Genomic DNA, 12,444 nt, shown 5'->3' on the forward strand with positions numbered 1-12,444 from the left:
CGGTTGCCCGCCTGTCCGGTTGCCCGCCTGTCCGGTGGTTCGGGTGGCTGGTGGCTCCTCTGGCTGCCGGGTTGTGTGACTCCGAACGCCGAACGGCCCCGGGTGGTGGGGGAGTGCCCACCGGCCCGGGGCCGTCGTCGTCTTGGTCGTGCTGTGGCTCAGTGGCCGCCGCGCAGGGGCTGCTCGCTGGTCTCGTGCGTGCCGCCGAAGTCGTCGAACTGGTGCCCGTCGGCGGGGTAGCCCTCGCCGGCCGCTTGGAGGGCGTGCTCGTGCTCGGCGTGGTGGTGCGCCTCCTCGAGCTCCGCCGCGGTCGGCTTCTGGATGTTGTCGGCGTACCAGAGCGTCGAGAGCTTGGCTCGCAGGCCGGCCAGACGACCACCCGGGGTCGGGATGCCGTTCTGGTCGGTCTCCTCGCCCGGCACGTACACCTCGTCGCGGTCGCGGGCGGTGAGCGTGTAGGCGCGGGACTCACTGATCGGCAGGTGCTTCTCGCTGTAGCCACCCTCGGGGGAGCGCATGATGATGCCGGTCTCGTAGCCGTGCAGCAGGGTCTCCTCGTCGTGACGCTGAAGCGAGATGCACCACCGTCGCGCGATGAAGAACGCGATGGCCGGCCCCACGAACACTGCCACGCGCATGAAGTGCGTGATGGCGTTGATGCTCATGCCGAACTTGATGGCGATGATGTCGTTGCCGCCCGCTGCCCAGAGCAGGCCGTAGAAGGTCATGAGGGAGACCATGAGGGCGGTGCGAGTCGGGGCGTTGCGTGGGCGCTCGAGCAAGTGGTGCTCTCGTTTGTCGCCGGTGATCCACGATTCGAGGAAGGGCAGCAGCATGAGGATCGTGAACATCAGGCCGGGCAGCACGATGATCGGCAAGAACACGTTGAACGCGAACGTGTGGCCCCAGAAGTGGAACTCCCAGCCCGGCATGATGCGCAGTGCGCCGTCGGGCCACCCCATGTACCAGTCGGGCTGGGATCCTGCGGTGACCTTGGTCGGGTCGTAGGGGCCGTACTTCCAGATGGGGTTGATGCCGAGCAGGCCGCCCATGAGCGCGGTCACGCCGAAGACGATGAAGAAGAAACCGCCGGCCTTGGCCATGTAGACCGGCATCAGCGGGAAGCCGACGACGTTCTCCTCGGTCCGGCCGGGGCCGGGCCACTGCGTGTGCTTGTGGAAGACCAGCAGCAGCATGTGGGCGCCGATGAGAGCCAGCAAGATGCCCGGGATCAGCAGCACGTGCACCGTGTAGAGGCGGGGGATGATCGAGTCACCGGGGAACTCGCCACCGAAGAGCAGGAAGCTCATGTAGGTGCCCACCAGCGGCATCGACTTCATGAAGCCGTCGGCGGCACGGATCCCGGTGCCGGAGAGCAGGTCGTCGGGCAGGGAGTAGCCGGTGAAGCCCTCCAGCGTGCCCAGGAGCAGCAGCAGCGAGCCGATGACCCAGTTGAGCTCACGCGGCTTGCGGAACGCGCCGGTGAAGTAGACGCGCAGCAGGTGGATCATCATCGCGGCGATGAAGATCATGGCGGCCCAGTGGTGCATCTGCCGCATGAGCAGGCCACCGCGGACGTCGAAGGAGATGTGCAGCGTCGAGGCCATGGCGTCCGACATCTCCACACCGCGCAGGCGCGAGTAGGAGCCGTCGTAGGTGACCTCGGCCATGCTGGGGTGGAACCAGAGCGTGAGGAAGACGCCGGTCAGCAGGAGCACGATGAAGCTCCACAGCGCGACCTCGCCCAGCATGAAGGACCAGTGGTCGGGGAAGACCTTGCGGATCTGCTTCTTCATGGCGGTGCCGAGGCCGAGGCGCTCGTCGGCCCAGCTGGCCACCGCTCCGACCTTGTTCGGCTTGTCGGGGGTGGCTGCGCCCTTGTTGCTGGTCGCCACCTTGCTCGTGTCGATGCTCACAGGTCAGCCTCTCCCTGGTCGCCGATGTCTTTGGTGTCGCGCTCCCAGAAACTGGGGCCCACCGGCTCGGTGAAGTCGGAGCGGGCGATGAGGTAGCCCTCGTCGTCCACGTCGAGTGGGAGCTGCGGCAGGTGCCGTCCGGCCGGGCCGAAGACCACTCGACCGGAGTCGGAGAGGTCGAAGGTCGACTGGTGGCACGGGCACAGCAGGTGGTGCGTGGTGCGCTCGTAGAGCGAGATCGGGCACCCGACGTGGGTGCAGATCTTGGAGTAGCAGACGATGCCGTCGACCGACCAGTTCTCCCGGCCCTCGCCGGGGGTGATGTCGCCCGGGTCCATGCGCACGACCACCACGGCGGCCTTGGACTTCGCGACCTGGAGGGCGACGCCGTGCAGCGCCGGCTGACCGTTCTCCTGGGTCGGGAAGATCGCCTCGGGCTCGCCGTTGACGAGGTCGCCGATCTCGAGGTCGGAGACCCGCACCGGCGTGCCGACGACGTCGCGCACGACCTTCATGCCCTTCGACCACACCGTGTGCTCGAGGCCGGCGCCCGGATACGGCTGCTCGGCGGTGACCTTGGCGTTGGTGGGGCCGAGATCCCAGAGCATGACCAGGGCCGGGGCGCCGAGCAGGCCGACGGAGCCGAGCAGGGTGTTGCGGATGAGCGGACGGCGACCGATACCGGAGTCCTCACCGCCGGCGGCGAGCTTCTCCAGCACCTCCGCGCGATCCTCGTCGGAGGAGCGGGCCGGGTGGCGCAGCTCGGAGATCTCGTGGTCGCTCATCAGCTTGCGGGCCCACTGGATGGTCCCGGCGCCGATGAGCAGGAGCGCGGCTGCCAGCGTGACGCCGAGACCGACGGTGGAGGCGCCGAGGCCGAGGAAGGTGGTCCAGTTGTCGCCGATGTCAGCGGTGAAGTAGACGACGACGAAGAGCACCACGCACACCATCGAGGCGAGGTACATGGCCGCGACCTGACGCTCCGCGCGCTTCTCGGAGTGCTCGTCGACGTCGGTGGGGCGCCAGGTGTGCTCGGGGAGACCCGGGTTGGCGATCGGCTCCTCCGGCACGGCCGGGACGTGCCCGGTGGGGTCGCCTGCGGGGGTGTCGTGGTCGCTCACGCCTGCACCTTCTTCTTGTTCGTGCGGGTGGTGTGTGCCGCGATCCAGATCGCGAAGCCAACCAGGATGCCGATGCCGCCGACCCAGGCGATGAGGCCCTCGGCCACCGGGCCGAGGCCGCCCATCCCGAAGCCGCCGTAGTCGGCGGAGTCGTTGAGGCTGCCGAGGTAGGCGATGACGTCGCGCTTCTCCTCGGGGGTCAGGTTGCCGTTGCTGAACGAGGGCATGTTCGAGGGGCCGGTGAGCAGCGCCTCGTAGATGTACTTCGGCTCGACGCCGCGGATCTTCGGGGCGGAGCCGCCCTCGGGCATGGCGCCGCCGGAACCCTCGAAGTTGTGGCACGCCGTGCAGTTGGTGAGGAAGATCTGGCCACCGCGCACGATCGCGGCCTCCTGCGCCTCGTCCGTCATGTTGTCGAGGCTGTAGTCGGAGGAGTTCGGGACCGCCGGGCCTGGGCCGAGCGAGGCGACGTAGGCGGCCAGGGCGTCGATCTCGTCCTGGTCGTAGGCCTCGGGCTTGCTGGGCGCCTGGGCGCCGGCCTGGGCCATCGGCATGCGGCCGGTGCCGACCTGGAAGTCGACCGCGGCGGCGCCGACGCCGACCAGGGAGGGGCCGAGTTGGTTGCCGCGCAGGGTCGTGACGCCCTCGCCGTTGGTGCCGTGGCACGTCGAGCAGCCGACGAGGAACAGCTTGCGACCCTGCTCGGCGAGCTCGGTGTCGCTCTGGGTCTTCGCGGCGTTCGCGGGCGACAACACGGCGGTGTAGAGGGCGCCGGCGGTGAGCAGGCCCAGCAGCAGGAGAAGCGCACCCGCGATCGGCCGCCGGCGGTGGCGGGAGATGCGTCCTGCGGTTCGGTTCAGCAAGTGCACGTCAAAGTCCTCTTAGGCATCGATGCTAGCGCGGGCGGCGGGGCGAGTCACTTGATGAGGTAGATCGTCGCGAACAGACCGATCCACACCACGTCGACGAAGTGCCAGTAGTAGGAGACGACGATCGCGCTGACCGCCTGCTCGTGGGTGAAACGCTTGGCCAGGTAGGTGCGGCCGAGCACCAGCAAGAAGGCGATGAGTCCGCCGGTGACGTGCAGGCCGTGGAACCCGGTGGTCAGGTAGAACATCGAGCCGTAGGCGGACGAGGGGATGGTCACGCCCTCCTGGATGAGCGTGGCGTACTCGACGGCCTGGCCGCCGATGAACACGGCGCCCATGAGGTAGGTCAGGATGAACCACTCGCGCAGGCCCCAGGCGAGGAAGTTGAACACCGAGCCGGAGCGGCCCACCTGCCCGCGCTCGGCCGCGAACACGCCGGCCTGGCAGGTGAGGGAGGACAGCACCAGGATCGTGGTGTTGGCCGCCGCGAAGGGCACATCGAGGTGTGCGGTGTTCTGAGACCACAGCTCGGGGCTGACCGCACGGATCGTGAAGTACGCCGCGAACAGGGCGGCGAAGAACATCAGCTCGCTGGAGAGCCAGATGATCGTGCCGACGCTGACCATGCTCGGTCGGTCGTGATGCCCGTGGAGCCGGGATGCTGGGATGGTTGCCGCTGTCGCCACCCCAGCATTATGGACCGTGGTCCACCCGAAGGGTGACATCGCCCCCCGGTCGGCGCCGCGGTGCCGGAGTGGCGTCTTCGGCCGCCTATCGTGGCGGCGTGTTCATCGGTTCCGCGCCAGCGCTCGCGACGGGCTCCCCGCTCGATCAGCCCGTGCTGCCGCAGTTCCATCTCTCGACCGTGTGGACGTCGTGGTCCTTCGAGCCGGTGCCGCTGGTCATCACCGTGTGGGCGGTGGGCCTCTACCTGCTCGGGGTGCTCTCGCTGCACCGGCGAGGCGACCGATGGCCGATCGGTCGCACCTGCGCGTTCGTCGTGCTCGGGATGGGTGCGTTCGTCGTCGCCAGCATGTCGGGCCTGGCCACCTACGACACCACGCTGCTCAGCGTGCACATGGTGCAGCACATGGTGCTCTCCATGGTGGTGCCGCTCGCCCTGGCCCTCGGTGCACCCGTGACGCTCGCCCTGCGGACGCTGCCCCCTCGCCCTCGGCGCTGGCTGCTCGGCGTCCTGCACTGGCGCGTCGTCCGGGTGCTGTCGTTCCCACCGCTCACGTTCGCGCTGTACGTGGTGTCGCCGTGGGCGCTGTACTTCTCGGGCTGGTACCGGCTGACGCTGGAGTCGGCGTACTGGCACGAGGCGATGCACCTGCATCTCGTGGCGGTGGGAGCGCTCTTCTTCTGGCCACTGGTCGGCATCGACCCGTTGCCCGGCCGCGTCGGCTACCCGGCGCGGATGATGATGACGGTGCTCACGCTGCCGTTCCACGCCTTCCTGGGCGTCACGATCATGGGTCAGACCCAGCTCATCGGTGGCGACTGGTACCCACGGCTGCACGACACCGCGATGGGTTCGTGGCTGCCCGACCCGCTCGCCGACCAGCACCTGGCCGGCGGACTGCTGTGGGGCAGTGGGGATCTGGTGGGGCTGGCGTTCTTCGCGGTGCTGTTCACCCAGTGGGTGCGGGCCTCGATGCGGGAGGCGGCGCGCGAGGACAGGCGGCTCGATCTGCTCGAGGCGCGGGAGGCCCGGCAACGCGCTGCGGCCGCGGGGGCCTACGATGAGTGACGTGAGCGACACGCAGGCCGAGAAGACGCCCCTGAAGGTGCTCGTCTACTCCGACGACGTCAACACGCGGCAGCAGGTCATCCTCGCCCTCGGACGCCGCCCGCACCCCGAGTTGCCCGAGCTGACCTACATCGAGGTCGCCACCGAGCCGGTCGTGATCTCGAACATGGACGCCGGGCACGTCGATCTCGCGATCCTCGACGGCGAGGCCGTGCCCGCCGGCGGCCTCGGCATCGCCAAGCAGCTCAAGGACGAGATCTACGGTTGCCCGCCGATCCTCGTGCTCACCGGGCGACCCCAGGACGCCTGGCTCGCCACGTGGTCGCGGGCCGAGGCAGCCGTGCCGCACCCGCTCGACCCGATCCAACTCGCCGAGACCGTCGTGGGGCTGCTGCGCTCTCGCGTCCCGGCCACGCGCTGACCCGGATCTTCCTCGTAGTCCGTTCCGCAGGCCTTCTCGAAGGAGGGGAGCCCCGTGGCCACCTGGCCCGACGTGCTCGGCGACCTCGTCGCCGGACGTGACCTCAGCGCCGTCCAGACCGCGTGGGCGATGGGCGAGATCCTGGAGGGCAACGCCACTGCGGCACAGGTCGCCGGCTTCGCCGTGGCGCTGCGCGCGAAGGGTGAGACCAGCGCCGAGCTGAGCGGCCTGGTCGAGGCCATGTACGCCCGCGCGACCCCTATCTCGGTACCGGGCCGGTTGCTCGACGTGGTCGGCACCGGCGGCGACCGCTCGATGTCGGTGAACATCTCGACCATGTCGGCGATCGTGGCCGCGGGCGCGGGCGCTCGCGTGGTCAAGCACGGCAACCGCTCGGCGTCCTCGCAGTCGGGCTCGGCCGACGTGCTGGAGGCACTCGGCGTCCGGCTCGACCTACCTGCTGATCGGGTGGCCGAGCTGGCCGAGGAGGTCGGCATCACGTTCTGCTTCGCGGCGGCCTTCCACCCGGCCATGCGGCACGCGGCGGTGCCTCGTCGAGAGCTGGGCATCGCCACGGCCTTCAACCTGCTCGGCCCGCTCTCGAACCCGGCCCGGCCCCAGGCCATGGCCATCGGCTGCGCCGACGCCTCCCGCGCGCCCGTGATGGCCCAGGTCTACGCCGAGCGCGGCGTCGACGCCTGGGTGATGCGCGGTGACGACGGCCTCGACGAGCTCACCACGACCACCACGAGTTCGGTGTGGGCTGTGCACGACGGTGCGGTGGTGGCCCGCACCGTCGACCCGGCGGCTCACGGCATCGCGCCAGCGACCGCGGCCGACCTGCGCGGTGGCGATCCCGCCTTCAACGCCGAGGTGGTGCGGCGGCTGGTCGCCGGCGGCCCCGGCCCGGTGCGCGACGCCGTGGTGCTCAACGCCGGTGCCGCGCTCGCCGTGCACGACGCCCCCGGGGCCGAGGTCGACGACGCCCTGGACGCCGGCATCGCCCGCGCCCGCGACGCCATCGACTCCGGCGCCGCAGCCGACCTGCTGGCCCGCTGGGTGGCCGTCAGCGCGTGAGGCCGACGGCCCGCCGAGGTCTCAGCCGGTGCCGGCCGAGGCTCCCGGTGTGCGGCTGAAGCCTCATCCGCACACGGGGAGTTCATCACGCGACGGCGGGTGCCGGCCGGGTTCAGTCCAGCCCGAGGGAGAACGCGCTCTCGAGATCGTGCCGAGAGTAGGCGCGGAAGGCGATGTGGGTCTCGGTCGAGGTGACGCCAGGCACCTTGTTGAGCCGGTCGGCGACGACGCTCGAGACCTCGTCGTGGTGCCGTACCCGCACGAGCGCGATGAGATCGATGGCGCCGGTGACCGAATACACCTCGGAGACCCCGTCGATGGCGGCGATCGACTCGGCGACCTCGGGGATGCGGGCCACGTCGGCGTTGACGAACACGATGGCGGTGATCACGACTGCCAAACTACCGTCGTCAACCCACCTTCGTCGTCGCCCGGCGGGTGTCGCGCAGATGGGAGCTCACCGCTTCGTGTCGCGGCAGCTCGCGCGCGGCACCGGCGACCGGGCAGACCCATTCGCCGTCGACATCGACGAGGCGGATGCCGGGGGACTCCAGCCAGCGCAGGATCTTCTCCGACTCCTCGGCCGAGGCGGCCGGCACCGGGCCGGGGCCATCGGCACGCACGGTCTCGGCGGTCACGCGCAGGCTTTCGACGAACGCATGGGCGTCGGCACCTGAGGGGATCACTCCGGCAGCGGCGAGCCGGCCGTGCCGGACGACGTGCACCGCCCAGCGGGCGTCGTCCTCACGGCGGGCGGCGATCAGCTCGCGGCAACCGGTGAGGGAGGAGAGGCGCTGGGTCCGTGCGGCGGCCCGCACGAAGGCGGCCAGGCGATCGCGGTGCAGGCCGGCCTCCTCGAAGCGCTCGCTCTCGCTGAGTCGGGTCATGCGGTCGTTGATCGTGTCGACGACGGCGTCGGGCCGCTCTCGCATGGCATCGCGCAACTGCCGGACGACGGCGGCGTAGGTCGCGGCGTCGGTGCTGCCGTCGCAGGGGGAGAGGCAGCGCCCGAGCTCGGCCAGCACGCAGGGTGCACGCTGGGGGGTGCGCCCGAAGCGGTCGCTGCACTGGCGCACCGGGAACGCCTCGTGCAGCGCCTCGAGGCAGGACCGGGCAGTGCGTTTGCTGGAGAACGGCCCCAGGTAGTCGGCGTCGTCGTCGAGCACGCGCGGCACGAGCGAGAGGCGCGGCCACGGTTCGTGAGTGAGCTTGACGAAGTGCATCTTCTCCGGAAATCGCGAACGCCGGTTGTAGCGCGGCTTGTGCTCGGCGATGAGCCGCAGCTCGCGGACCGCCGCCTCCAGCGGGGTGGCGCACTCGATGGCGTCGACGCGCTCGGCCAGGCCGACCATCTCGCCCATGCGGGAGCGGGTCTCGCTGGCGGTGAAGTAGCTGCGCACCCGGGCGCGCAGGTCGCGCGACGTGCCGACGTAGAGCACGCGTGAGGAGGAGTCGCGGAAGAGGTAGACCCCCGGGGCGTGCGGCACCTGCTCGGCGAGATGACGCTTGCGGCGCTGCGTGGCGGTCACCCGGGAGGTGTAGGTCTGGAGCTCCTCGAGCGTGTGCACGCCGAGGTTGCCCAGGCGGCCGATCATGCCGTGCAGCACGTCGACCGTGGCCCGGGCGTCGGCCAGTGCCCGGTGGTTGGGTGTGGTCGATGCCCCGAAGAGTCGTGCGAGCGAGGAGAGCTTGTGGTTGGGCGACTCATCGCGCGTGACCAGCCGTCGCGCCAGGCGTGCGGTGTCGAGTACCTCGAAGCGGGGCCATGGGCGCTGCTGCTGCGCTGCGAAGTGCTGGAGGAAGCCGACGTCGAACGGGGCGTTGTGCGCGACCAGCACGCAGCCCGAGGCGAACTCCAGGAATGCCGGCAGCGCCGACTCGATGCTGGGCGCACCGGCCACCGTGGCGTCCGTGATGCCGGTGAGCACCGCGATGAAGGGAGGGATGGCGCTCTGCGGGTCGACCAGGGTCTGGAACTCGCCGAGCACCTCGCCTCCGCGCACCTTCACCGCACCGATCTCGGTGATCATCGCGCCCTGGGCGGCGGAGCCTCCGGTGGTCTCGAGGTCGACCACGCAGAAGGTGAGGTCGCGCAGGGGCCGCCCGAGTTCGTCGAAGGAGCGCTGCTCCTCCCATCGGGCCTCGTCGGCGACGTCGTGCTGCATGTCGCTGACGCTAGGCGTACCCACCGACAGATACCGCTCCGGCGCGCCTGAGCGCGCCATTACGCTGGAGTGATGGACGACGCGCCCGGCCTCGAGGATCTCCCCGAGCCCGTGCGCGCCCGGGTGGTGGCGTTGTCCGCGGGCGTGCTGCCCGAGGTCGTGTCGTTGCCACCGGGCTTGAAGCGCATCGCCTCGTTCGCCCCCGCCCGCCGAGCCAAGCTCGGCGGTGGCGCACTGATCGAGGCGCTCGCGGACTCCGACCTGCGCGAGCGGGTCGCGCACCAGCTCCACGGGGTCGACCCGGGGCAGGGCGACGACGCCGTCGGGGCGGCCGCGCGCGCCTGGCTGCTGCGGCCCGAGGGGTGGAGGACGCGGCTCGAGGCCGGGGCCGAGACCGTCGCCGAGCGCGAGCAGGGGCTCGAGGAGCAGCGGGAGTCCCAGCTGCGCGACCGCGTCGCGACGTTGGAGCAGCAGCTCCGCGACGTGAGGGCAGCTCACCGAGACGAGATCCAGGATCTGCGCGCCGAGGTCACCAAACTGCGCAGGCGGCTGGGGGAGAGCCGGTCGGGTGAGCGTGAGGCGACACGCGCGGTCGAGGCCGCCTCGCGGGAGGCTCAACGGGCCCGAGCGAGCGCGGAGGCCGAGTTGGAGGCCCAGCGCCGCGAGGTGCGCCAGATGCGCGCGGAGGTCGAGCGGCGGGACGCCGAGGCTCGCGCCGGACGTCGCCACGAGCGGGCCGAGCGCGACGAGGCCACCTTGCGCGCCCGGTTGCTGCTCGACACGGTGCTCGACGCCACGGCGGGGCTGCGGCGGGAGTTGGGCTTGCCGACGTCCGAGACGACCCCGGGGGAGCGGATCGAGGCCGAGGTCGCGGCCGCCTCCGGCTCGGGCGGCACCTCGCGGGCCGTCGACACTCCCGCGATGTTGGAGCAGTACCTGGCACTCCCACGGGCTCGCCTCGTGGTCGACGGCTACAACGTGACGAAGTCGGCGTGGCCCGCGTCGTCGCTGGAGGCCCAGCGCACGCGCCTGCTGCTGGGCATCGCGCCCCTGGTCGTGCGCACGCGTGCCGAGACCACCGTCGTTTTCGACGCCGCGGACGCCACCGCGCGCCCACCCGTGGCGCCACCGCGAGGTGTGCGCGTGCTCTTCAGTCCGCCCGGCGTCATCGCCGACGAGGTGATCGGCGACCTGGTCGAGGCCGAGCCCGCGGGCAGAGTGGTGCTCGTGGTCAGCGACGACGGTGAGGTGCGTGCGCGGGCCGCTGCCGCGGGCGCCCGGCCGGTCGCCGCCGCAGCGCTCGCGGGGCTGCTCACGCGGTGAGCTCGGGCTCCTTGGCAGGTGAGTCGAACGACAGCTTCCGTTCGCAACGCCACGTACGGATCATCCGAGGGACGACCCAACCCAGAGCTGCGAAAGCGGCGCCCAGGATGAGCAGTAGCGGTGCGCGCTGGGGCGGCGCCACGGCCCACAGGTAGGACCATGCTTGGTCGTTGTAGACGCTCCCCAACGTGAACACCGAGCCCAGGCCGATGATCCCGGCCTGGAGTCCCAGGGTCGGCGGGATCCACGCGCGCGCTGTGCGACCAGCCTCGGGCAGCGACAAGGCGTAGGCAGGAAAGAGGCAGGCCAGCAGTTCCAAGGTGAGTCGGTACCCGTGGAAGTTCATGCCGCCGCCGAACTCGTTCATCAGGCCCTGAGCAGTCGCGTAGGCGACTCCGCTGAGGGCCAGGACTCGCGTCCAGTCCGGCAGCGTGCGCCATGAGCGCAGGACGGCCGGGAACAGCACGATGAGCAACGGCGTCCACACCAGGATCCCGCGACCGGGGGAGACCCACAGGCCGGCTTCGTTGGCGAGTACTCCCAGCAGGTCCGTGCTGCTGTTGGTCGCAGCCTTGTCGGCGTAGTCGGCCACCGTGCCGTACCCGCCGGCCGGATCCCATTCGCCGTACACCCATCGGCTCCAGAGCGTGGCGCCGGCGAGGAAGGCCGCGCTGACGGTCCCGGCTTTGAGCACGATGTCGGGGCGGCGCTGCCACACGCCCACGCCGAGTCCGAGGATCGCCACGACGAGCACGGCGTGGAGCCTGCCCCAGAGGGCGACGCCCCCGAAGAGACCCACCAGCCACCAGCGGTCTCGAGAGGCCGCCCACGCCATGCCGGCGATGCCGAACACGGTGACGGTGTGCGGCCAGAGGCTGTCGGCGTTGACCGACCACAGCGGCGTCGTGAAGCCGAGCACGGTCACCGCGGCCATCGTGCGCGCATGCCCGAGCCGTGGCTGAAGGGCGAGAGCGAAGAACAGCAGGGCGACGAGGGTGAGGAGGCTAGCCTCGAGTGCGGCCGGAGCGAGCGAGAAGTCCGACGGCGCGGTGGCGCCTCCGCCCAGGAGACGCGCGATCAGGTAGGCCGGGATGCCGGCGGCGACAGCGCCGGGTGAGCGGAAGACCACGGTGTGGCCATTCTGTGCAGTGTTGATCCAGAGATGCTGTCCCTCCCTCGTGTGGTCCGCGGCGAACTGGGTGAGGGGGTAGTGGTCGAGCCACGGCGTGCCGGTGGTGGCGATCCGCCAGGCCCCGAGATCGGCGGAGAGCACGTCGTTGACGGCGTGCACCGTCGATGTGGTCGCCAGGTAGACGCTGAGGACCACGATCGCCCAGGCGGTCCAACGGCCGCGCCATGACGCTGCGAAGGCTCGCACAGCCACTCCTCGCTCGTAGGGATCACCTTCACCATCGGCGGCTGGGGAGCGCGTGTGAGGAGTCGGCGTGTCGCGATGGGCCGTGGTTGTCGGTGCCCGCTGCCACAGTGCTGCGCATGACCTTTCCCCACGACGCGCACGGCGTCACCCACATCGACTGCGACACGTGTGTCGTGCGCGGGCTGGCCTGCCACGACTGCGTGGTCACGGTGTTGCTCGGTCCTCCACCGGAGCTGACCATCGACGACGAGGAGCGCGCCGCGCTCGACGCCTTGGCGGCTGGCGGGCTGGTGCCGCCGCTGCGGCTGGTGACCCCGTGCGACACGCCGGTGCAGGAGCCGCCGGCCGCTACAGGCTAGCCGGGTGTGCCTCGTTGCGAGCCAGGAGGGACGTGTGTGACGCACGTGACAGGATACGCCGA

General features: G+C 70.7%; 12 protein-coding genes. 5 read left to right on the forward strand and 7 right to left on the reverse strand.

Translation table 11 applies throughout. From position 1 onward, the window contains the following. Positions 1 to 158: 158 nt before the first annotated feature. The 4 genes from qcrB to ctaE are packed head-to-tail and all read right to left on the reverse strand — an operon-like array spanning position 159 to position 4,631. Positions 159 to 1,916: a cytochrome bc1 complex cytochrome b subunit gene (gene qcrB / locus ISG29_RS02505; protein ID WP_194501756.1), complete on the reverse strand. Its 1,758-nt coding sequence runs from the start codon at positions 1,914 to 1,916 to the stop codon at positions 159 to 161. Further along, positions 1,913 to 3,037 carry a cytochrome bc1 complex Rieske iron-sulfur subunit gene (qcrA, locus tag ISG29_RS02510; protein WP_194501757.1) on the reverse strand — a complete coding sequence of 375 codons (1,125 nt, stop codon included), beginning with the start codon at positions 3,035 to 3,037 and terminating at the stop codon, positions 1,913 to 1,915. The genes qcrB and qcrA overlap by 4 nt, the downstream gene beginning before the upstream one ends. Then, positions 3,034 to 3,906, reverse strand: a complete 873-nt coding sequence (gene qcrC, locus ISG29_RS02515) for a cytochrome bc1 complex diheme cytochrome c subunit (RefSeq protein WP_194501758.1) — start codon at positions 3,904 to 3,906, stop codon at positions 3,034 to 3,036. The genes qcrA and qcrC overlap by 4 nt, the downstream gene beginning before the upstream one ends. A 47-nt stretch (positions 3,907 to 3,953) precedes the next feature. Beyond that, positions 3,954 to 4,631, reverse strand: a complete 678-nt coding sequence (gene ctaE / locus ISG29_RS02520; protein ID WP_194501759.1) for an aa3-type cytochrome oxidase subunit III — start codon at positions 4,629 to 4,631, stop codon at positions 3,954 to 3,956. A gap of 59 nt (positions 4,632 to 4,690) precedes the next feature. Between ctaE and ISG29_RS02525 the strand changes: the two genes are divergently transcribed. The 3 genes from ISG29_RS02525 to trpD are packed head-to-tail and all read left to right on the forward strand — an operon-like array spanning position 4,691 to position 7,157. Then, entirely contained in the window at positions 4,691 to 5,659 is a 969-nt protein-coding gene (locus ISG29_RS02525) for a cytochrome c oxidase assembly protein (RefSeq protein ID WP_328827665.1), read from the forward strand. Next, positions 5,652 to 6,080 (forward strand): Rv3143 family two-component system response regulator, encoded by a 429-nt coding sequence (locus ISG29_RS02530; protein ID WP_194501761.1) that lies wholly within the window; start codon positions 5,652 to 5,654, stop codon positions 6,078 to 6,080. The genes ISG29_RS02525 and ISG29_RS02530 overlap by 8 nt, the downstream gene beginning before the upstream one ends. 54 nt (positions 6,081 to 6,134) lie before the next feature. Continuing rightward, positions 6,135 to 7,157 carry an anthranilate phosphoribosyltransferase gene (trpD, locus tag ISG29_RS02535; protein ID WP_194501762.1) on the forward strand — a complete coding sequence of 341 codons (1,023 nt, stop codon included), beginning with the start codon at positions 6,135 to 6,137 and terminating at the stop codon, positions 7,155 to 7,157. A gap of 112 nt (positions 7,158 to 7,269) precedes the next feature. Here trpD and ISG29_RS02540 read toward each other — a convergent pair whose 3' ends face one another. Next, positions 7,270 to 7,548: an Lrp/AsnC family transcriptional regulator gene (locus ISG29_RS02540; RefSeq protein ID WP_194501763.1), complete on the reverse strand. Its 279-nt coding sequence runs from the start codon at positions 7,546 to 7,548 to the stop codon at positions 7,270 to 7,272. Between the two features lie 19 nt (positions 7,549 to 7,567). Beyond that, the gene (locus tag ISG29_RS02545; protein ID WP_194501764.1) at positions 7,568 to 9,322 is read right to left on the reverse strand and encodes a DEDD exonuclease domain-containing protein; all 1,755 of its coding nucleotides are present in this window, start codon (positions 9,320 to 9,322) and stop codon (positions 7,568 to 7,570) included. Between the two features lie 72 nt (positions 9,323 to 9,394). Between ISG29_RS02545 and ISG29_RS02550 the strand changes: the two genes are divergently transcribed. Beyond that, complete coding sequence (locus ISG29_RS02550; protein ID WP_194501765.1) at positions 9,395 to 10,645, forward strand: NYN domain-containing protein; 1,251 nt, start codon at positions 9,395 to 9,397, stop codon at positions 10,643 to 10,645. Here the strand turns inward: ISG29_RS02550 and ISG29_RS02555 are convergent. Then, complete coding sequence (locus ISG29_RS02555; RefSeq protein WP_194501766.1) at positions 10,635 to 12,023, reverse strand: hypothetical protein; 1,389 nt, start codon at positions 12,021 to 12,023, stop codon at positions 10,635 to 10,637. The genes ISG29_RS02550 and ISG29_RS02555 overlap by 11 nt on opposite strands. A 116-nt stretch (positions 12,024 to 12,139) precedes the next feature. Between ISG29_RS02555 and ISG29_RS02560 the strand changes: the two genes are divergently transcribed. Next, positions 12,140 to 12,382, forward strand: coding sequence for a hypothetical protein (locus ISG29_RS02560; protein WP_194501767.1), 243 nt, complete (start codon positions 12,140 to 12,142; stop codon positions 12,380 to 12,382). The last annotated feature ends 62 nt before the right edge of the window (positions 12,383 to 12,444 follow it).

Origin of the sequence: Nocardioides acrostichi (genome assembly GCF_015319165.1) — a bacterium.
In the GTDB taxonomy this organism is placed as follows: domain Bacteria; phylum Actinomycetota; class Actinomycetes; order Propionibacteriales; family Nocardioidaceae; genus Nocardioides; species Nocardioides acrostichi.